This is a genomic window from Streptomyces sp. NPDC002698 (assembly GCF_042888945.1).
GTDB lineage: Bacteria > Actinomycetota > Actinomycetes > Streptomycetales > Streptomycetaceae > Streptomyces.
Genome location: NZ_JBIAQM010000026.1, coordinates 40727 through 61346 on the forward strand (window position 1 = coordinate 40727; position 20620 = coordinate 61346).

The window sequence follows — 20620 nt, forward strand, 5'->3', positions numbered from 1 at the left end:
TCGTCACGGCCGGGCCCCGCCGTGGGCGGACCGGCCGGCCGTTCGTCTCGGGCAGGGCCGCTCAGCCCTCGAGGGCCGGGCCGAACCAGGCTTCGAGGGCGGCCCGCAGCGCGGCGGCATCGGGCGGGGTGCCGGCCGCCACCGCCCAGGCGACATGGCCGTCGGGGCGGACAAGGAGCGCGTCCGGTGCGGGGATCTCGCCGAGGGCGGGGACGATCCACTGCTCGTCCTCGGCGCGCGCCTCGACGACGTCCACGCGGTCGGCCCAGCCCGCGGCGACGGCCGCCGTCGCCGCGTCGCCGGACAGGTCGAGCAGGACCGGGCGGGCGGCGCGCAGCAGCTCGTGGACCCGGGTGGCGCCGTCGGACGCCTTCAGATCGGCGTCCGGGACCCGGCGCCCCACCAGCGGGTGGTCGCCGTCGAGGGGATAGCGGATGTCCAGCGCCGTCAGCAGATGACGCAGGTACTGGTTGACCTCGTCGAACACCATCAGGGAGCCGAACACCTCGCGCAGCGCGTCCGTCTGCGGTCCGGGGCGCACCAGCGCCGACTGCGCCCGGGTGTTGTGCAGCACCCGCTCCCCGACCGGGTGCCGCTCGGCGTGGTAGGTGTCCAGCAGGCTCTCCGGCGCCCGGCCGCGCACCACCGCGGCGAGCTTCCAGCCGAGGTTGACCGCGTCCTGCACGCCCATGTTCAGCCCCTGCCCGCCGGCCGGGAAGTGGATGTGCGCCGCGTCGCCCGCGAGCAGCACCCGCCCCTTGCGGTACCGGTCGGCCTGCCGCGCCGCGTCGTTGAACCGGGAGACCCACCGGGGGTTGCGCATGCCGAAGTCGGTGCCCGCGACCCTGACCAGGGACTCCCGCAGCCGCTCGAACGTCACCTCCTCGTCGCGGTCCGCGACCCGGTCGAACTCCGAGGTGATCACCCGGTGCCAGCCCGGCTCGAACGCGATCGCCGAGTAGTCGCCGCCCGCGGTGCGCCGCACCCAGACGTAGTCCTCGCCCAGACCGGGCAGCTCCACGTCGCCGATCAGCGCCGTCATCGTCGCCTCGGTGCCGGGGAAGCCGATGCCCGCCAGCTTGCGCACCGTGCTGCGCCCGCCGTCGCAGCCCACCAGGTAGCGGGCGCGCAGCGTCGCGGGCACCTCCCGCGCCCCGCCGACCTCGACGCTCACGCCGCTCTCGTCCTGGCGAAGCCCGCTCACCTCGCATCCGCGGCGCACTCGCACGCCGAGCTGCACGGCCCACTCCTCCAGGAGCCGCTCGATGGCGGACTGCAGGATCATCAGCGGGTAGGGGTGGCGCGACTCCGACTCGTCGAAGTCGAGGTAGAGGCCGGAGAAGTGGCCCACCGGCTGCAGCTGTCCCTCCGCCAGGAAGCGTTCCAGGACGCCGCGCTGGTCGAGGATCTCCAGGGTGCGGGAGTGGATCCCGCCGGCCCGTGACTCGTCCGAGCGCTGCGCGAGCCGCTCGACCACGATCACGTCGGCGCCCGCCAGCCGCAGTTCGCAGGCGAGCATCAGGCCCGTGGGCCCGGCGCCCGCGATCACCACATCCGTGTCCGTGCCGGTGTGTCCCACGTGTGCCCCCTCTTTCCGCTGCGCCTGTCACGGCATTGGATGACCTCCACGCTCACGCACGCGACGCGGCGGTTCAAGACAACCCGGCGCCGGCAGGCGGCTGTTCACGGGCGGGCTTGCCGCGTCCTGCCGGCCGGCCCCTCGTGTCCCGCCGGCGGGACACGAGGCGGTGCGCGAAGACGGCAGGCTCCGCCGGAGCGTTCTCCGGCGGAGCCAGGGGTGAAGCGGAAAGCGGTGCCGAAGGCGTACCGGTACCGGGCCGGTGTGTCAGGCGGCGTCCAGAGCGGCGGTGATCTTGCCGGCGGTCGCGGTGAGGGTGGGGCCGGGCTCGCCCTTGGAGGTGCGGGCGGAGGCTTCGACGGCGACGAGGACGGTGCTGCGGAAGTTGTCGGCCTCCTCGGGGGCCTGCTTCTTCAGCAGCTGCACGGCGGCGGTCAGGGCGGGCAGGACACGGTCGGCGATCTCGGCCGCGGACTTGCCGCTCAGGTCCCCGACCGGGGACTTCTCCGCCAGCACGTGGCCGACCAGACCGGTGCCGGTGGTCAGGGCGATGCTGCCCTGGGTGGCCACCTTGTGCGGGGAGTCGGCGCCGGCGGCCGCGGCCATCAGCGTCACGGCGCCGTAGGCGGCGGTGCGCAGGGTGAGCTTGTCCTGGTCGCTGAGGGTGACGGACATGGTGGGGGGCTCCTTCGTGTCGTACGCCGTGCCCGGCGTCGCTCCGTTTCCGTGGCTCCACTGTGGCACATATTTGGCATCACTGTGAGCCGTTAATGGCGCCAATATGCGCCATGAGGTGGCCTGTGCCCATGAAGCCACAGCTCACACGGCATGACCGCAGACGCCAAGACGACCGAATCCCGACGACGCCACCACCGGAACCGACCGCTTCAGCCGCACCGACCGCTTCGGCCACACCGGCCTCCTTCGGCGGCGGACGGGCGGGAAGCCCGCCGGCGCCCTCGGGGGATGGTGGGGACACCGGCGGGCCCTTCGGTGCTCCAAGAAGGCTCATGACCGTCCACATCGGAGCTCACGACCGCGAGCGTCGCACGCCGCACTCGACGCGACCTCGAGCGCCGCTGGAGCGCCCGGCGTGTCCGCGGCGATCGTCGTCCGACGCTCCAACCGGCTTCGAGTGACCTGACGGACGCTGGCGTTCGGCCCATCAGACGGATGGTGATCACGACGGCCGGAAGGAATTCGATGACCGCCCTGGACGACACACCGGTCGGGCCGCGGCGCGGCACGGTCGCCGAACTCGAGGCCGTACGTGCCGACATGCGCCGAGGACCCAGCGACAAGGCCACCGAGGCACAGCACGCCAAGGGCAAGCTCACCGCCCGCGAGCGCCTCCGACTCCTCTTCGACGACGGCCGGTTCACCGAGATCGAAGGACTGCGCAGACACCGGGCCAGCGGCTTCGGCCTGGAGGACAAACGCCCCCGCACCGACGGCGTCGTCACCGCCTGGGGCCGGGTCTTCGGCCGGGTCGTCTTCGCCTACGCCCACGACTTCCGCATCTTCGGCGGCTCCCTCGGCGAGGCCCACGCCGAGAAGATCCACAAGATCATGGACATGGCCGCCACCGCGGGCGCCCCGATCGTGGGCCTGTGCGACGGCGCCGGAGCACGCATCCAGGAAGGCGTGACCGCGCTCGCCGGCTACGGCGGCATCTTCCAGCGCAACGTCCGCAACTCCGGTGTCATCCCGCAGATCAGCGTGATGATGGGCCCCTGCGCGGGCGGCGCGGCCTACTCCCCGGCCCTGACCGACTTCGTGTTCATGGTGCGCGGCACCTCGCAGATGTTCATCACCGGACCCGACGTCGTACAGGCCGTCACCGGAGAGAGGATCAGCCACGACGAACTCGGCGGCGCCGACACCCACACCACCCTCTCCGGAGTCGCCCACTTCGCCTACGACGACGAGGAGAGCTGCCTCGCCGACGTCCGCTGCCTGCTCTCCTTCCTGCCCGCCAACAACCGCGAACAGCCACCGTCCGAGCCCGGCGCCGACCGGCCCGACCGGCTCACCCCCGCCCTGCGCGACCTGGTGCCCTCCGACGAGAAACGCGCCTACGACATGCGCGCGGTCATCGAGGAGTTCGTCGACGACGGCGACTTCTTCGAGGTGCACGAGGCATGGGCACCCAACGTCGTGTGCGCCCTGACCCGGCTGGACGGCCAGGTCGCCGGGATCGTCGCCAACCAGCCCGCCGCGCTCGCCGGAGTCCTCGACATCAAGGGCAGCGAGAAAGCGGCCCGCTTCGTGCAGATGTGCGACTCCTTCAACATCCCGCTCGTGACACTGGTCGACGTGCCCGGCTTCCTGCCCGGCGTCGGCCAGGAACACGGCGGCATCATCCGGCACGGCGCGAAACTCCTCTACGCCTACTGCAACGCGACCGTCCCCCGCGTCCAGGTGATCCTGCGCAAGGCCTACGGCGGCGCCTACATCGTCATGGACTCCCGCTCCATCGGCTCGGACCTCTCACTGGCGTGGCCCGGCAACGAGATCGCGGTGATGGGCGCGGAGGGCGCCGCAGGCGTCGTCTTCCGGCGCGAGATCGCCGCCGCGGACGACCCCGAGGCCGCCCGCGGACAGCGCGTCAAGGAGTACCGGGAACAGCTCATGCACCCCTACTACGCCGCCGAACGCGGCCTGGTGGACGACGTCATCGACCCCGCCGAGACCCGCGCCAGACTCATCGACGCACTCGCCGTGCTGCGCACCAAGTACGTGGCACAGCCCTCCCGCAAACACGGCAACCAGCCACAATGACACACCGGGCCGGCCCGCCTGGTCACCCTTCAGCCGGGCGGCCCCTGCCGAAGTCCCCGCCGAAGCCCCCGGCGCAGCAACCGCAGCCGATGCCGGGAACGGCGCCGCACCAGCTCGGCGATCGGAACGCAGGACCCGGCGGCCTTCCCGCCCGCGACGGACGCGACGACGGACACGGCGACGGACACGACGGGGGACGCGACGACGGGCTCCGGGGCGGCGGCACGAGGGGACATGACTCTCCGGACGGTTGCCGCCCACCGCCTCAAGGGCGGGCGGCACCACGGGTGTTGGGAGCCACGATGGACGGCCGCGAACGAGAAGCGCTCGAAGAGCGACGGAGAAGCCTTGACCCCGACGCGCACCACCCTCCTCCCGGCCCGCCTCTGTGCCCATCCTCGACCGGGAAGCGAGCGCGAGGGGCCATAGATGGACGGTGCAGCCGGTCATCCCGGTGGACCGAGATCCCGAACAGGAGATGGTCGGCATGAGTATCAGCGCGAGCGAACGCACCGGGAACACCACCGGTGGACTCGACGATCTCTTCCACGTCTTCGACACGACGCTGCGCGACGGCGCGCAGCGCGAGGGCATCAACCTCACCGTGGCGGACAAGCTGGCCATCGCGCGGCACCTGGACGACTTCGGGGTGGGCTTCATCGAGGGCGGCTGGCCCGGCGCCAACCCCCGCGACACCGAGTTCTTCGCCCGCGCGCAGAGCGAACTCGACCTGCGGCACGCCCGGCTCGTGGCTTTCGGCGCGACCCGCAGGCCCGGCGCCAAGGCGAGCGAGGACCTCCAGGTCAAGGCCCTGCTGGCTTCCGGCGCCCCGGTGATCACGCTGGTGGCCAAGGCGCACGACCGGCATGTGGAGCTGGCGCTGCGCACCACGCTGGAGGAGAACCTGGAGATGGTCCGCGACACCGTCTCGCACCTGGTGGCGCAGGGGCGGCGGGTGTTCGTGGACTGCGAGCACTTCTTCGACGGCTACCGCGCGAACCCCGCCTACGCGAAGTCCGTGGTGCGGGCCGCGCACGAGGCCGGCGCCGACGTGGTGGTGCTGTGCGACACCAACGGCGGCATGCTCCCGGCGCAGGTACAGGCCGTGGTCTCCACGGTCCTGGCGGACACCGGGGCCCGGCTGGGCATCCACGCCCAGGACGACACCGGCTGCGCGGTCGCCAACACGCTGGCCGCCGTCGACGCGGGCGCCACCCACGTCCAGTGCACCGCCAACGGCTACGGCGAGCGGGTCGGCAACGCCAACCTCTTCCCCGTCGTCGCCGCCCTGGAACTCAAGTACGCCATGAGGGTCCTGCCCGCGGGCAAGCTCCGCGAGACCACCCGCATCTCCCACGCCATCGCCGAGGTCGTCAACCTCACCCCCTCCACCCACCAGCCCTACGTCGGTGTCTCCGCCTTCGCCCACAAGGCGGGCCTGCACGCCTCCGCGATCAAGGTCGACCCGGACCTCTACCAGCACATCGACCCCGAGCAGGTCGGCAACACCATGCGGATGCTGGTCTCCGACATGGCCGGCCGCGCCTCGATCGAGCTCAAGGGCAAGGAGCTCGGCATCGATCTCGGCGGCGACCGCGAACTGGTCGGCCGGGTCGTGGAGCGGGTCAAGGAGCGCGAACTCAAGGGCTACACCTACGAGGCCGCCGACGCCTCCTTCGAACTCCTGCTGCGCGAGGAGGTCGAGGGCAGACCGCTGCGCTACTTCCAGGTCGAGTCCTGGCGGGCCATCCTGGAGGACCGCCCCGACGGCAGCCACGCCAACGAGGTCACGGTGAAGCTGTGGGCCAAGGGCGAGCGCATCGTCGCCGCCGCCGAGGGCAACGGCCCGGTCAACGCCCTGGACCGCGCCCTGCGCGTCGGCCTGGAACAGATCTACCCGCAGCTCGCCCGCCTCGGCGTGGTCGACTACAAAGGCCGCATCCTGGAGGCCAGGCACGGCACCGAGTCCACCACCCGGGTCCTGATCTCCACGACGGACGGCACGGGGGAGTGGTCCACGGTCGGGGTGGCGGACAACGTCATCGCCGCGTCCTGGCAGGCACTGGAGGACGCGTACACCTACGGCCTGCTGCGAGCGGGCGTCGAGCCCGTCGACTGACCGCCCCCGGGCCCTTCGCGGAGCGATCCGGCGGCGGGAGTCCGGGGCGGGCGGCGGGGCGGCAGCCTGCCGCCCCGCCGGCATCCCTCAGCGGCTGTCCCGCGGGCCGGGAGACCCGGCCGGCCCCCGCAGGGCGGCGGTCCGGCGGGTACCGGCCGGCAGCGTTCCCGCGGGAGCCGGCCGCCTGCGCCGGGCGAGAGACTCCTCGGCGGCCTCGCGGGGGTGACGGCGCCGCCAGTACGGGTTGTCGTGCGGCAGCTTGCTCGACACCCGCCCGTACATGCCGAAGGTCAGGATCACCAGCCCCATGACGAAGCTGAAGACGACGTTCGTCATGCCGAAATCGAGGAGGTTGGCGGGCCGGTCCAGGATGAAGACGTGGACGAATCCGCTGAGCAGGAACAAGGTTCCCACCGTCATGTTGAGCGTGGAGGCGACGTTCCCGCCGATGACGCCGCCGACGATCAGGGCCAGGCCGACCAGCACGGAGATCAGGCTGAGGGCGCCGTTGGTCGACATGCCCGCGATGTTCTGCCCGGCGGTGTCGAACGGACTGAGCGCGTCGGCGAAGCCGAGAACGCCGAAGACGAGCAGGACCACGCCGCAGAAGGCGGCGCCCCATCGGTACACGGCGCCCAGTCGGTGGTCGACGGGCAGTTCGTCCTGGAGCTTCATCGCTCGTCCCTTCGCATACCGGCACCGGCGGAGAGGCCCGCGACAGCGGCCCCTTTTCTCTCGCTTTTCCCACGTTTCACCCCCTTGTTCCGCCGGAAGCCGCCGGACGGTTGCACCGCCTTCCCGCGGCGGCGGGATCAGCCCGTGGGTTTCCCGCCGGAGCCGAGGCGGCTGTCCACCGCTTGCGGCATCCGGCGGGCCACCCCGTCCCCCAGGCGCTCGAACTCCCCGCGCAGGAACGGAGAGGCCAGCCGGGCCAGGCCGTGGAAGTCGATACGCGCCCGGTAGGTGAGAAGGGTGGCGCCGTTCTCCTCGCGGAAGGTCAGGTCGTCCGTGGAGGTGGCCGTGCGATTGCGCCCGACGAAGGTCAGGCGCAGGTCCTCGAGCCGGACCAGCCGGTAGCGGAGTTCGGTGCGCCGTCCGCGGAACACCGAGACGTTGAGCCATTCGGCGCCCTTGGCGACGGGGGCGCCGGCTCTGGCCGGACGGCAGCTCACCGTGCCCGGGTCCCATTCCTGCGCGTGCGAGAAGTCGGCCAGGTAGGCCACCACGTCCGGCAGAGGGTGGCGCAGGGTGAGCGTGCGTTCGACTTCGACCATGGAACGTGCCTTTCACTGAGCCGCAGCTGCGGAGGTCCCGCGTGCGGGAGACCCACCTGGATTCCCGAGGGGAACGCGGAGCGGATGCAGCGGATGGGGCGCACGACGCGGTGGCGGGCCTTTCCGGGGGCGGGTGGACAGCGATACGACGCTCGACGAACTCGACGAAGGAGTGCGTTCTGCTTCATGCGCCGTCACCGCGCCGCCGGCACCTCTGGGGGCGAATTTCGACCGTCGGCACGACGGCGCCCCTCGACCGGCGGTCACGCGTTCGCGCGCGCCACGGCGTGGTCCCGTTCCGCCGGCGCGAAGGCGTGCTTTCGCGTGAGTGTGATCACGGCCAGGCTGAGGACTCCGAGCCCTGCCGCGGCGACGGCGTCGGCGGTGACGCCGACCCGCTGCAGGAGCAGACCGCCGATGATGCCGCCGAGTGCCATGGCCGTGTTCCACAGGGTCACGAGGATGGCCTGCGCGGTGTCGGCGACGGCCGGACCGCGCCGTGTCCCGGCATGACCGGCCGCGGTCTGCAGGAGCGTGGGCGCGGCGCCCCAGCCCAGACCCCACGCGACGGCCGCGACCCAGACGACGGCCTGTGCCGTGGTGGCGGCGAAGGCGGCCGTGGCGAGGGTGAACAGCGTCGCGGCGGTCAGCGCGAGCCCGCGAGGACGACGGTCGATGTGGCGGCCGGTGTACCAGATGCCGGCCAGGCAGGCGATGCCGAAGGCCAGCAGGATCGCGTCCGCCGCGGTGCCGAGGCCGGCATGCCACAGGTACGGCGCGATGTACGCGTAGATGACGGTGTGGCCGAGGACGAGGGTCACGACGACGACCATGACGGCGGCGACCCCGGGGACCCGGAGCGTCTGCCGGGTGGTCGGCTTCGGCCCGTCGGCTGCGGACGCCGCCCGGCCGACGGCGGGAACGCCGAACGTGATCCACCCGAGGACGGCGAGAGTGAGCACCGAGACGGCGGCGAAGGACACGCGCCATCCGATCTGCTGCCCGATCAGCGTCCCGGCGGGAACACCCAGCGACAGCGCCAGCGGGATCCCGGTCATCGCGATCGCGATGGCCCGTCCTTCCTGGCCGGCAGGCGCGATACGCCGCGCGTATCCGGCGAGGAGTGCCCACGCGAGTCCGGCGGCGACTCCGGCGAGGAACCGTGAGAGGAGCAGGACCGCGTAGCCGGGCGCGGCGGCGGTGAGCGTGTTCGCGACCAGGAAGACGGCCATGGCGCCCAGCAGCAACGGCTTGCGCCGCATTCCCGCCGTGGCGGCGGCCAGCGGTATGGCGGTGAGGGCGGTACCGGCGGCGTACACGGTGACGCTCTGGCCGGCCGCACCGGAGCCGACGCCGAGAGCGGAGGACATCTGCGGGAGGACGCCCGCCGGGAGGGTCTCGGTCAGGCTGGTGATGAACACCGCGGTGCCCAGCGCCAGCAGCGCGGACCAGGGCAGGACATCACGTCTTGTCGCGGAGACTGTTGTGGTCGTCATGCGCCGATCGTGAAACCCTCACACTCATGTGATGGTCAAGCCCGGGCCGGACGGCTAGTCTCCGGCGTGTGCGGATCGGTGAACTGTCCCGTGCGACGGGGGTGTCCCGGCGCCTGCTGCGGTACTACGAGGAGCAGGGCCTGATCGTGCCGGACCGGTCGGTCAACGGATACCGTGACTACGACGAGCGGTACGCGGACCGGGTGAAGCAGATACGCGGTCTGCTGGCGGCGGGATTGTCGACCCGGCTCATCAAGCAGATCCTGCCGTGCCTGGACAAGCCCAGGTCCATCCACTTCCCGGACGCGACCCCGGAGATGCTGGCGCTGCTGACCTCGGAGCGGGACAAGCTCACCGACCGGATCGAGGTGCTCACCCGCAACCGGAACGCGATGACCGAGTACCTGGCCGAGGTGGAGCGCCACCGCGCCCCGGCCGCACCCGGTCAGGCCCCGCCGCACCCGGTCAGCTGGGCAGCGCCTGACCAACCGCGCGACGCCTGATCAACTGCCCGGCGCCTGAGGCGGGTTCCTCACCGGCCGAGCTCGCGGACGATCCTGTCACCGTCGTCCGAGAGCACCGCGGGGCGCAGCCGGACCCCGCTCAGGCCGAACTGTTCGCGCCAGCGGGCGAGTTCCCGGGCGAGGCGGTCCGCGGTTCCGACGAACACGTGCGTGTCCGGTGCCCAGAGGAGACCGGCGGCTTCGTCCAGCCGGGCCAGCCTGGCCTTCGCGTGCTCGTCGGTGTCGCCCAGGACCACCGCCACGTCCGCGTACACCTCGGTTTCGCCGGCGTCCGGCGTCAGCCCCTCGATCTCCCGGAACGCCGTCAGGAGCGAGGGGAGCGGATGTTCCTGAGAGGGAGTCACGAAGACCCGGTCCGCGACGGCGGCGGCGAGCCGGTACGGCTCCAGGGCATGGTGGGCGAGCACCGCGACCTTCGGGGTGCTCAGCGTCGGGACGGTCAGCGGGCCGGCCGCCGGGTACCTCTCCGTCCCGGTGAGCCGCAACGGGGCGACCATGTCCCGGCGCAGGAACGTGTCCCCGGAACCCAGGCTCCCGGCGGGAAACGTCCCCCACAGCTCGCGCACCGTTCGCACGTAGTCCTCGGCGTCACGGAACAGATCCCGGAGCCGGCGCGCGATGCGGGTCGGGACGTACACGTCCTCGGGCCGCAGCCGGGGCGTCGCCGGTCCGCCGACCGCCGCGGCGTCGCGCGCGTCGGCGGAGACCTGCGGCCGCCACGTCACCCGGCCCGGCCCGACGGCCGCCAAGGACGCCATCTGGGCGGCGACGTGGAACGGGTTGGTGTGCGTCACGTTGCGCGAGACCACCACCTCGCCGATGTCCGTCGTCGCCAGCAGGAGTGCCGCGGTGACGACGGGATCGAGTCTGCCGCGCACCCGGTCACGGGCCTGGTCGGCGGTACCGAACCGGTCGCTCTGCAGGCTCAGGCCGTCCTCGAGCGTGACGAAGTGGATGCCGCCCGACGCGGCCGCGCGCCCCCAGTGCGTCCAGTAGCCGCCGCTGAAGACCTCTTCGGCATCCGTCACCGACGACAGCAGCCACGAGGCGGGGTGCCAGCCCGTGCCCTCCAGCGCCAGTCCGAGCCGAAACGATCCGGGGTCCGTCGAGTCCCTGTCCAAGTCCCTGTCCATGACCCGATTGCACAACCATCACACCGATGCGAAGGTCAACCCGCCGACGGCCTCCTGCCGCGCCAACTCGTAAGCGGACGTGACCTCTTGTGGCCGCAGTGCTGCGCACGATGGCCGCACATGACGGATTCATGACGTGTGCATGTAATCCCTTTCCGGGTGTCGGGCGCGGAACCCATGGTCGCTCTGTGGCACCGACCCGAGTGCCTCGCATGGTTCGGCCGGGATCCGCACCAGGATTCCCGTGCCCGGTCGCAAAGGACCTCCCCACATGGCAGCAGGACGCACCATGAAGCGCCGCATCGCCACGGCGATCGCCACAACAGCCGCCGCGGCGACAGCGGTCGGCACCCTTTCCGCCCTCCCCGCCCAGGCCGCACCGGCCGAGGGAACCGTCCTGGGGGCGAATTCCCCCCACGCCGTTCCCGGCAGCTACATCGTCACGCTCAAGAAGAACACCGGCTTAAAGGCCACCGCCGCACGCGGCAAGGGCCTGGTGTCCCCGTACGGAGGCACCGTCAGGCGGACGTTCACCTCCGCGCTCGACGGCTACGCCGTCCAGCTCACCGGCGCCCAGGCCAGAAGGCTGGCGGCCGACCCCGCGGTCGCATCGGTCGAGCAGGACCAGGTCGTCCACACGCTCGGTACGCAGACCGGCGCTCCCTGGGGCCTGGACCGGACCGACCAGACGAACCTTCCGCTGAACGGCACCTACACCTACCCCGACACCGGGGGCGGCGGGTCGACCGTGTACGTCCTGGACACCGGGGTGCGCATCACCCACCAGGACATCGCGGGCCGCGCCTCCTACGGATGGGACTTCGTCGACAACGACGCCACCGCGCAGGACGGCTACGGCCACGGGACCTTCGTCGCGACCGTCGCCGCCGGCACCACCTACGGCGTGGCCAAGAAGGCGAAGATCGTCGCCGTCCGGGTTCTCGGCAACGACGGCTCCGGCACGACCGCCGGGGTCATCGCGGGCGTGGACTGGATCACCGCACATCACGTGGCCGACTCCGTCGCCAACGTCTCCCTCGGCGGCGGGGCCAGCACCTCGCTGGACACCGCGGTGAAGAACTCGATCGCCTCCGGGGTGACGTACTCCGTCGCGGCGGGCAACTCCGGCGCCCTGGCGTCGAACTACTCCCCGGCCCGGGTCTCGGAGGCGCTGACGGTCGGCGCGACGACGAGCGGCGACGCACGGGCGAGCTACTCCAACTACGGCTCCCGGGTGGACCTCTTCGCCCCGGGCTCCGGCATCACGGCGGCCTGGAACACCTCCGACTCGGCCACGTACACGGGCAACGGCACATCGTTCGCCGCCCCGCACGTCTCCGGGGCCGCCGCCCTCTACCTGACGGCCCACCCGGGCGCCTCCCCGGCAAGCGTGGGCAGCGCGCTGGTCAACGGCGCGACCGGTGGAGTCCTCGGCGGAATCGGGTCGGGTTCACCGAACAAACTGCTGAAGCTCGTTCCGTAGGCCATGCCGCCGGCGCCGCGGCCACAGCCGGCGGCGCCGGCGGCAAAAGCCGTTCCGGCGAGGCCGATTCCCCGGGCCGCACCACGTGACCCGTTCGGGGCGCGGCCGGCGGTTCAGGCAGGAGGCCCGGCCGGACCTCCCGGCCGGGCCTCCCGCGGCCAAGACGCAGATGCCCGGTACCGCCGTCATCGGGCGGTCGTGCGCCTGCCGGACACCGCCGTCGAGGAGGGCCGGGACCTGTCCTCGACGACGGCGTCCTGGCCGGCACCGCCCGACGTCAGCTGCCCGCCGGGCGCCCCGGCCCTACTTCAGGTGCCGGTCCAGGAACCGGCACCCGTCCTCCAGCTCGAACCACGGGGTGCCGGTGTGCCCGCCCAGATTGGCGTGCAGCGTCTTCTCCTTGCTGCCGAAGGCGTCGAACAGGTCCAGGGCCCGCTGCCGGGGATTGCCCTGGTCGTCCCACTGCAGCAGGAACAGCAGCGGAACGGTGACCTGCCGGGCCTCCTCGCGCTGGGCACGGGGCACGTACCCGCCGGCGAAGAAGCCCGCGGCCGCGATGCGCGGCTCGGCCACCGCGAGGCGGATGCCGAGGGCGGTCCACCCCCCGGAGTAGCCGACCGGGCCGCCGATCTCGGGCAGCTCGAGAAGGGCGTCCAGAGTGGTCCGCCATTCCGGGACCGCGTTTTCGACCAGCGGGCCGATGAAGGACTCGAAGATCTCGTCGACCGGCTCGCCGGCCTGCATCGCCCGCCGGAGGTCGGCGCGGGCCCGCTCGTCGGCGGCGGAACGGGGACGGTCACCGCAGCCGGCGGCGTCGATGGTGGCCACCGCGTAGCCGCGCGCCGCGGTGTACCGGGCCCGGGCCACCAGCCGGGGTTCCGCCTTGGGCAGGCCGTTGTTGTGGGCCATCAGGACCAGCGGGGCCGGAACGGCGGACTCGGGTGTCCACAGGGTGCCGGGGATGTCGCCGAGGGTGAACTCGCGCTCGAGGACGCCGTCGTCGAGGCGCTGTTCGGAAGTGAAGTGCACGGTCGTGCCTTTCGGGAGGGCTCGAAGCGGCGCTCCCGGACGACCTATCGCCCGACCGTGGCCCCGGAGGGGAGCACCCATGTCGATACTGCGTTCACGGGTACCACCTCCTCGTTCTCTCGCACGGCCTCCGGGAGAGTAGCAACGGTCGCCGTGGTTCGCCAACGGGATTTCGCCGAGGCTCCGTGGCCGGATGCCGTCGCCGCGCGGACACGGGAGGCACGGCGGGTCCGGGCAACAGGGGGCGGGGCCGGTCCGCCGACTGCCGGCGCCGGACGGCGGCCCCGTACCCGCGGCGGACAGAACCGGCACCCAAGGGGGTGTCCGGTATACGAACACGCGTGACCGAATACCACTCTTGACGGTGAGTCAGTCCCACCTTCACCATCCAGTCACCCCACTCACCGTGGAATCCCCGGACACCTCACGCCCCCTCGTGAGAACTCCGCCGGGATTTCCTGGAATTCGGAGCCCCCCACATGAAGCTCTCCATTCCTGGGCGCGCCTCGGCGACCGCTGTCGTCTCGGCCGCCGTGCTGCTCACCGGCGGTTCCATAGCCGGGGCGGCCCCCGCCCCCGTGGCAGCGGCCGCCGCGCCCGACCTCCCCGTGGCCAACGTCAAGGCCCACCTCACCCAGCTCCAGTCCATCGCCACCGCCAACGGCGGCAACCGCGCGCACGGCCGCGCCGGCTACAAGGCCTCCCTCGACTACGTCAAGGCCAAGCTGGACGCGGCCGGGTTCACCACGACCGTCCAGCAGTTCACCTCCAGCGGCAGCACCGGCTACAACCTGATCGCCGACTGGCCCGGCGGCGACACCGGCAAGGTCGTCATGGCCGGCTCCCACCTGGACAGCGTGACCGCGGGCCCCGGCATCAACGACAACGGCTCCGGTTCGGCGGCCGTGCTGGAGACGGCACTCGCCGTGGCCCGGGCCGGCTACCAGCCCACCAAGCACCTCCGGTTCGCCTGGTGGGGCGCGGAGGAACTGGGCATGGTGGGCTCGCGCTACTACGTCAACAGCCTCACCACCGCGAACCGTTCGAAGATCAGCGGCTACCTGAACTTCGACATGATCGGCTCGCCGAACCCGGGGTACTTCGTCTACGACGACGACCCGACCATCGAGAAGACCTTCAAGACGTACTTCACCGGGATCGGCGTCGCCACCGAGATCGAGACCGAGGGCGACGGACGCTCGGACCACGCACCCTTCAAGAACGCGGGAATCCCCGTCGGCGGCCTGTTCAGCGGCGCCGACTACATCAAGACGTCCGCCCAGGCCGCCAAGTGGGGCGGCACCGCGGGCAAGGCCTTCGACGCCTGCTACCACTCCTCGTGCGACAAGTCGTCGAACATCAACGACACGGCGCTGGACCGGAACGCGGACGCGCTCGCGTACGCGGTGTGGCAGCTGTCGGCCTAGACCCGCCGTGACCGCGGGGCATCCGTGCGGGCGGGCCCACGGCCCGCCGCACGGGCGACCCGTGAGCGTTGCCCCGCGAGCGCGGGCAGGGGCCGCCGGCCCCCGCCCGCGCTCCCCGGCTCTCGCGGCGGCGTCCGTCCACGCCCCCGGGCTTCGGCGGGCACGGGCGACAGTACGATCAACGCTGCGGCTCCCCGCACGGACGCGAGCCGCTCCCCGCACGGCCGTGGACGGCTCCCCGCACGCCCGACAGGCGGCCACCGGACGGAAGGCGACACGTTCGTGAAGGCCCTGCGACTGCTGACCATGAACACCCTCTTCACCGGCGACGTCCCGGCCCGGCTGCGCGCCCTCGGCGCGGCACTCGGCCGCTCCGACTACGACATCGTCTGCCTGCAGGAGGTCATGTTCCGCCGCAACGCCCGGCTGATCCGCCGTGCCGCTCCCGCATACCGGCACGTCGCCTGCTCGGGCACGGTCCTGCTCAAGGGCGGCCTGGTGCTGCTGTCCCGGTGGCCGATCAGCCGATGGCGGTTCGTGCCGTACCCGATGACGGGCCCGGTGCGCGGCGAATTCTTCATGCGCAAGGGAGCCCTGCTGGCCTCCGTCGCCACCCCGGACGGTGAACTGGTGGTCGTGAACACCCACCTGTCGGCCAACCGCGACGACGACTGGTCCCCCGCGAACCGGTACACGCGGATCGCGGCCGCCGAACTGGCCCGGCTCACCGAGCTGATCGCGGCCATCGGCCCGTCCCTGCCCGTCGCCGTGGCCGGCGACCTGAACATCCCGCGCGACGCGGCGGCACTCGCCGACTTCATCGCCGCAGCGGGACTGCGCGACATCCTCGCCGGCGACACACGTCCGACCTACCGGCCCACACCTCGATGGCCGTCGCCGCCGGCCCTGGACCACGTACTGGTCCGGGCCGCGGCCGGGGAGACACTGACCGGCGACGCCGACCTCGTGTTCCAGGACAAGGTCACACTGGCCGACGGCCGCCAGGCCTACCTGTCCGACCACTACGGCGTGCGGGCACAGCTGATCCGCTCGAAGTGACACGGGGCAAAAAACGGCAGGACACCGCACTGAACCGACGATCCCGCGCGCACGTAGAGAAAACACGTAGAGAAACATGCAGAGGAAAAGGGGACGGGATCTCGCACAAGCCCGGCCCCTCATGCCACCCGGGTACGCACCCGACCGATCCAAGGAGTACGCACCCATGAGCACCCCACGCCTGAGCGACCGGCTGTCGAGCCACCAGCCCCTCGTCCTCGGTCTGTTCCGTATCGTCCTCGGCCTGCTCTTCGCCAGCGAGGGCGCTGCCACGCTCTTCGGAATACTGGGGCGGGAAAGCAGCCCCGTGGGCGACTGGCCGTTCTGGTACGCCGGGGTCATCGAACTGCTCTGCGGTGTTCTCGTACTCCTGGGAGCCGCGACGCGCAGCGCCGCGTTCCTCAGCTCGGGGGCCATGGCCTTCGCCTACTTCACCGAGCACCAGAAGAACGGCCTCTTCCCCCTGCAGAACGGCGGCCTGTCGCCCGCGCTGTTCTGCTGGGCGTTCCTGCTCCTGGTCTTCTTCGGACCCGGCGCCCTGTCCCTGTCCGCCCTGACCCAGAGCAAGGCAACCGTCCGGGACACGGCCGGCCTCGACGCGGTCTGAACGGCCGGCCAGGCCCAGGGGAGAAGGCTTCCGCTGACGAGGGCTCTGGTCCTATCGTCTGAGCCCGTGATCAGAAACGGCGTTCCGCTGCCCCCGACGGTCTACCCGCTCGCCAAGAGACGTGTGTGGGCCATGCTGGCCGGCTCTCTGGTCTTCGTCGCTCTGGGCATCGGTTTCCTGGTCGCCCACAGCACCACGAAGATGACTGTGGCGGGGGCGCTGGCCGTGCCCTTCTTCGGGTTCTGCTCGGTGCTTATCGGCCGGCGCCTGCTCCGCGGCCGTCCGGAGCTGGTGCTGGACGACGCGGGAGTGGACCACGTGAGGCTGGGCCGGTTCGGCTGGGACGAGATAGCCGCCGTGCGGATACGCGAGCAGCGGGTCCGCAACACCTCGCAGTGGTTCATCGAGTTGGTGCTGCACGATCCGGACGCCTATCTGGCTCGAGCACCCAAGCTCGTCCGCGGCACCGCGTCCATGAACGCACGACTTGGCTTCGGCCCGGCCACCATGGCCACCAACACCTTGCCGGTGCCGCCCGAGGCGGTCCTGGACGCGATGCGGCGGCACCGGCCCGGACTCGCGGTACAGCACTGAGCGCTCCCTTACCGGCGTGAAGGTCGCCGGGTTTCCGCAGGTCTGGAGCCCGGCGCGCCGCACTGGTACTATTGATCTTGAGCTGAACGGCGGAGGTCGCGCCGGTCGGTGATGCGTTGGTGGTCCAAGGAAAGACGCCCCGCTTCCTGCGGGGAAATGCAGGTGCAAGGCCTGCCCGGCGCTCTGTGAAGACCCTGTCCCGGTTGTCCGGGACAGGGTCTTTTTCGATGCCCGAGCCCGAGCCGGTGCCGGTCGCGGAGAGGGCTTTGCCGGGCAGGGACATGACCGGATTCGTGGGTATCCGGGGGGCGGGAAAGGGACCTGATTTCGGCCGAGTTGGTGCGATGCGCCGTCCCGGGGCGGCGCTTGTTCTTCCCCGGGAATTCTCCGTGACCGCAGCGGAATCATGGTCTCGGCCGGCCGGCTGACGTGTCGCTTTCACGCCACACGGGAGGAGCGATCCGTCGGTTTTCTCTTGCGTCTCCCAGTTATCACCTGCCTACAGTGGCATCGCCCGCCTCGAACGCGTCTGACCAACCGTTCGGAAAGAGGGGGGTATTGGCGCGGGCCATGGGGGAGCCGCCTGCCTCTCGTGTGATTTCCCCTGCCCGAAACGGAGGGGTGCTGATGGCCGACGAGACGGCGTTACCGGCGCAGGAATTCGCCGACGCGACTTATGGCACCGGCATCGGCATGACCGTCGAAGAGGACGAGCGGACCAGCCGGAATGCGATGCATTCCCTTGCTCACGCCCCGCGGCGGGAGCCGGGGACTTCCTCTCTGCCCAACAGCTTCGGACCCGGAACGATGTCCGCCCTGCGGCCGGAGCATCCGATTGCCTGCGCCGACCGGCAGGACCTCTTCATCGTCCCGTGCGTCGACCCGTCGGAAGCGGACACCGGAAAGGTCCTGATCCGCTGCCAGGGGACCACGGCGGACACGAAGACGGAGGGCAGGAAGCGCAGAAGCCCGTCCCGGACCTTCGCGAAGTACCACGCGCCGATGCGCGAACACGCCTGATGAGCAGTCCGCGGCCGACATGGCCGGCACTGCTGGTCAACCTCCTCGTCGGGGTCCCGGCCATGGTGCCCCTGTACAGCCTGTGGTGGCTTTCCGGACACCGGTGGGGCGGATCGGCCGTCGACCGCTCCAGCACGATCATCGAAGTGTGCGGGGCCGACTGCGACCGGGCAGGCGTGGCCACGTGGACCGTGGCCGCATCCGGGCTGCTGGCGCTGGTGCTGGCGCTGGTGGCCCTGGCGGACGGCCTGGTCCCGTGGCGCCGGGAGCGGCCCGCGGGGCCGTGGCTCATGGCCATGCCGGCCGTCCTCGTTCCCTTCCTCGTCTTCCAGGCCGTCTCTTCGGCTCTGTAGCCGCTTCTGTAGCCGCCTCTGTGGGTCACGTCCCGATCCTGCCTGTTCACCGACAAAGGAGTCCCCGATGCGTCACCTGCTCACCGCTGTCGGATCGATGGGCGCTGCCGCGGCCGCCTGCATGCTGCTGGCGGCCCCCGCATCCGCCACCGACCAGTTCTCCCGTTCTCAGTTCGATGTCGTCTTTCCCGGTCAGAAGCCCACGACGACCTACTACGCGCAGAACACCGCCTCGCAGAAGAACGGGCTGATCTCGGGCAAGTCGATGTTGAGCTGGCAGATCGTCGACGACCAGGCCATCGACCTGTCCCAGCGGTTCACCAGCTTCAAGGTCACGGCAAGGCTGGAGGAGCGTCTGACCAAAACGAGTGAGGACCACGTCGTCACGACCAAGACGTGCGATCTGACCCGGCTCGTCAACGACAACTACACCTGGTTCCTCGACGAGCCGGTCAACAACTGCCTGGCCCCGTCCACGACTTACGACGGCGAGGTGTGGTGGTCGGCGGACTCGACGGTCGTCTACGACATCGAGGGCGACGGCAAGGCCGCCATCACCAAGAACCTCCAAGGCTCACCCCTTGTCCATGGCTGACCCGTCGCACGGTGACGCGAGGAACTCCCACCTCCCGAGCCGGCAGGAAAGGGCTGCCGGCTGTCTCTGACCTAACCATGCGCAACGAGAGGAACACCCGAGTCCCATGCACACATTGATACGCGCCGTCGCCCCGGCCGCCGCCCTCGTCTCCGTGCTGGCGGCAGCCCCCCAGTCTCTGGCGGAAGACCGCACCCCCGTAGTGGCCCAGGAGGTCGTTCCCGGGACCGGCGTCGAGTTCTCCGAGGCCGGTGCGCGCAGCACACGGACGCGCGCCGTCGCGGCCGAGGACCCCGCGGCGGTCAGCGCCACGGCAACGCTGTGCGGCAGCGGCTATCGACTCGAATACGCGGAACGTCTGCCTGACGCACGGCGTTTCGGAACCCTGTTCACCTACACCATGCACGGCTCCGGCAAGTACGGAGCGTGTGCCGTCTTCGAGAACAACCTCGGTGCCGCCAAGAAGATGAAGCTCAAGCTGTGCCCCAACAAAGCCGGCGTGTCGTGCAAGGTGGACGACGGCACGTACTCGCAGTACGCCGGCCCGGTGAAGTACGAGGCCACGGGCAGCGGAACGTGGGTGGACTGCACCACGGCCACGGCGGTCATGTGGTCGGACGGCGTCCCCATCATCGACCGGGTCACGACCGTCGCGGCATGCGACTGAGCATGCCCGAACCGCGCGTGCCGGAGCGCCACTTGCGGTAGCCCCTCTTCTGCCGGGTGCTCGCCGGGCGAAGCGGAGCGCGGCCGTTCCCGAGCCTGCGTGGCGGCCGCGAGCGGATTCCCCCCGACCGATCACTCTGAAGCGCCCCGCACGGGCACCTCACCTGCGACGGCCGTGCCGCCGGTCTGTCCGCGGCGCAACCGCCCGGCCGGCCCCCGGACTTCGGCGGGCGGTGACCGTCGGGGCCGGGGGCGGCGGGCCGGAGCAGTCGGGCGCCTGTACCGCCCTTGAGCCGATCGCCGCGGAGCGACAGCCTTGCCGGCCGCGTAGCCCGCGCGGGAAGTACCGGTCACGGGCCGACGGGGAGCAGGAGCCCGCCGGTGAGCCGGAGGAGTTCGGTGACGGTCGTGGGGAACACCGTGCGAGGAGTTCCGGCCGCGGCCCAGAGCTGCGGGTAGTCGGCCAGGGCCGCATCGACCACGGCGGGGAGCGTCCGGGGGTGGCCGACCGGAGCCACTCCGCCGATGGCCTGTCCGGTGGCCTGACGCACCTGTTCCGGGGTGGCGCGCCGGAGTGTGCCCCGTCCCCAACGGGCGGCCAGCGCCGCGGTGTCCACCTTGTGGCGGCCGCTGGTCAGCACCAGGACGGGTTCGCCGTCGGAGACGAAGACGAGGCTGTTGGCGATTGCGCCCACGTCGCAGCCCAGGGCCGCGGCGGCCTCGGCCGCCGTCCGCGTCGAATCCGCCAGTTCGCGCACCCGGCCTCCCGCGCCGGCCTCGGCGAGGACGCGGGCCACATCCATGCTGCGGACCGGCAGGGACGTGTCTTCCTGGGATGCCATGCAACTCCTCCTCGCACCAGGGATGCGTTCCGTATACAG

The 20620-nt window shown here is 71.4% G+C and carries 21 protein-coding genes; 12 read left to right on the top strand and 9 right to left on the bottom strand.

The features are described 5' to 3' along the window. Positions 1-61: 61 nt before the first annotated feature. Positions 62-1579 (bottom strand): FAD-dependent monooxygenase, encoded by a 1518-nt coding sequence (locus tag ACFYW9_RS29285; protein WP_389156344.1) that lies wholly within the window; start codon positions 1577-1579, stop codon positions 62-64. Positions 1580-1846: 267 nt separating this feature from the next. After that, the gene (locus ACFYW9_RS29290; protein ID WP_328443567.1) at positions 1847-2254 is read right to left on the bottom strand and encodes a hypothetical protein; all 408 of its coding nucleotides are present in this window, start codon (positions 2252-2254) and stop codon (positions 1847-1849) included. Between the two features lie 528 nt (positions 2255-2782). Between ACFYW9_RS29290 and ACFYW9_RS29295 the strand changes: the two genes are divergently transcribed. Further along, the gene (locus ACFYW9_RS29295) at positions 2783-4360 is read left to right on the top strand and encodes an acyl-CoA carboxylase subunit beta (RefSeq protein WP_389156348.1); all 1578 of its coding nucleotides are present in this window, start codon (positions 2783-2785) and stop codon (positions 4358-4360) included. 29 nt (positions 4361-4389) lie between these two features. Here ACFYW9_RS29295 and ACFYW9_RS29300 read toward each other — a convergent pair whose 3' ends face one another. After that, positions 4390-4596, bottom strand: a complete 207-nt coding sequence (locus ACFYW9_RS29300) for a hypothetical protein (protein WP_389156351.1) — start codon at positions 4594-4596, stop codon at positions 4390-4392. Between the two features lie 251 nt (positions 4597-4847). Here ACFYW9_RS29300 and cimA point away from each other — a divergent pair, with 251 nt between their 5' ends. After that, a complete protein-coding gene (cimA, locus tag ACFYW9_RS29305; protein ID WP_389156354.1) occupies positions 4848-6479 on the top strand; it encodes a citramalate synthase in 1632 nt (543 codons plus the stop codon). An 87-nt stretch (positions 6480-6566) separates the two neighbouring features. Here the strand turns inward: cimA and ACFYW9_RS29310 are convergent, their stop codons facing one another. The 3 genes from ACFYW9_RS29310 to ACFYW9_RS29320 form a co-directional block, all read right to left on the bottom strand. Beyond that, positions 6567-7154: a DUF4383 domain-containing protein gene (locus ACFYW9_RS29310; protein ID WP_389156357.1), complete on the bottom strand. Its 588-nt coding sequence runs from the start codon at positions 7152-7154 to the stop codon at positions 6567-6569. A 137-nt stretch (positions 7155-7291) separates the two neighbouring features. Continuing rightward, positions 7292-7753, bottom strand: coding sequence for an SRPBCC family protein (locus tag ACFYW9_RS29315; RefSeq protein WP_389156366.1), 462 nt, complete (start codon positions 7751-7753; stop codon positions 7292-7294). 263 nt (positions 7754-8016) lie between these two features. Then, a complete protein-coding gene (locus ACFYW9_RS29320; RefSeq protein ID WP_389156370.1) occupies positions 8017-9249 on the bottom strand; it encodes an MFS transporter in 1233 nt (410 codons plus the stop codon). 68 nt (positions 9250-9317) lie between these two features. Between ACFYW9_RS29320 and ACFYW9_RS29325 the strand changes: the two genes are divergently transcribed. Further along, on the top strand, positions 9318-9752 hold the full coding sequence (locus ACFYW9_RS29325) for a MerR family transcriptional regulator (RefSeq protein WP_389156374.1): 435 nt from the start codon (positions 9318-9320) through the stop codon (positions 9750-9752). A 29-nt stretch (positions 9753-9781) separates the two neighbouring features. Here the strand turns inward: ACFYW9_RS29325 and ACFYW9_RS29330 are convergent, their stop codons facing one another. Beyond that, on the bottom strand, positions 9782-10906 hold the full coding sequence (locus tag ACFYW9_RS29330) for an LLM class flavin-dependent oxidoreductase (protein WP_389156377.1): 1125 nt from the start codon (positions 10904-10906) through the stop codon (positions 9782-9784). A 271-nt stretch (positions 10907-11177) separates the two neighbouring features. Here ACFYW9_RS29330 and ACFYW9_RS29335 point away from each other — a divergent pair, with 271 nt between their 5' ends. Continuing rightward, a complete protein-coding gene (locus tag ACFYW9_RS29335) occupies positions 11178-12389 on the top strand; it encodes a S8 family peptidase (RefSeq protein ID WP_389156380.1) in 1212 nt (403 codons plus the stop codon). A gap of 303 nt (positions 12390-12692) precedes the next feature. Here the strand turns inward: ACFYW9_RS29335 and ACFYW9_RS29340 are convergent, their stop codons facing one another. Beyond that, on the bottom strand, positions 12693-13418 hold the full coding sequence (locus tag ACFYW9_RS29340) for a dienelactone hydrolase family protein (RefSeq protein WP_389156383.1): 726 nt from the start codon (positions 13416-13418) through the stop codon (positions 12693-12695). A gap of 479 nt (positions 13419-13897) precedes the next feature. Here ACFYW9_RS29340 and ACFYW9_RS29345 point away from each other — a divergent pair, with 479 nt between their 5' ends. From ACFYW9_RS29345 to ACFYW9_RS29380, 8 genes are all read left to right on the top strand, one after another. Next, positions 13898-14845, top strand: coding sequence for a M28 family metallopeptidase (locus ACFYW9_RS29345; protein WP_389156386.1), 948 nt, complete (start codon positions 13898-13900; stop codon positions 14843-14845). A 282-nt stretch (positions 14846-15127) separates the two neighbouring features. Beyond that, positions 15128-15904, top strand: a complete 777-nt coding sequence (locus tag ACFYW9_RS29350) for an endonuclease/exonuclease/phosphatase family protein (protein ID WP_389156389.1) — start codon at positions 15128-15130, stop codon at positions 15902-15904. A 166-nt stretch (positions 15905-16070) separates the two neighbouring features. Then, the gene (locus ACFYW9_RS29355; protein ID WP_351875308.1) at positions 16071-16511 is read left to right on the top strand and encodes a DoxX family protein; all 441 of its coding nucleotides are present in this window, start codon (positions 16071-16073) and stop codon (positions 16509-16511) included. Positions 16512-16577: 66 nt separating this feature from the next. Continuing rightward, the gene (locus ACFYW9_RS29360; protein WP_389156392.1) at positions 16578-17105 is read left to right on the top strand and encodes an STM3941 family protein; all 528 of its coding nucleotides are present in this window, start codon (positions 16578-16580) and stop codon (positions 17103-17105) included. A 627-nt stretch (positions 17106-17732) separates the two neighbouring features. Continuing rightward, entirely contained in the window at positions 17733-18125 is a 393-nt protein-coding gene (locus ACFYW9_RS29365) for a hypothetical protein (protein WP_389156396.1), read from the top strand. Next, positions 18125-18478 (top strand): hypothetical protein, encoded by a 354-nt coding sequence (locus ACFYW9_RS29370; protein ID WP_389156399.1) that lies wholly within the window; start codon positions 18125-18127, stop codon positions 18476-18478. Before ACFYW9_RS29365 ends, ACFYW9_RS29370 begins: the two co-directional genes overlap by 1 nt. Before the next feature lie 67 nt (positions 18479-18545). Beyond that, positions 18546-19073, top strand: coding sequence for a hypothetical protein (locus ACFYW9_RS29375; protein ID WP_389156402.1), 528 nt, complete (start codon positions 18546-18548; stop codon positions 19071-19073). Between the two features lie 106 nt (positions 19074-19179). Next, positions 19180-19740: a hypothetical protein gene (locus ACFYW9_RS29380; protein WP_389156405.1), complete on the top strand. Its 561-nt coding sequence runs from the start codon at positions 19180-19182 to the stop codon at positions 19738-19740. Between the two features lie 349 nt (positions 19741-20089). On the opposite strand, the gene ACFYW9_RS29385 is transcribed toward ACFYW9_RS29380, so the two are convergent. Continuing rightward, positions 20090-20581, bottom strand: a complete 492-nt coding sequence (locus ACFYW9_RS29385) for a YbaK/EbsC family protein (protein ID WP_351875291.1) — start codon at positions 20579-20581, stop codon at positions 20090-20092. Positions 20582-20620: the final 39 nt, after the last annotated feature.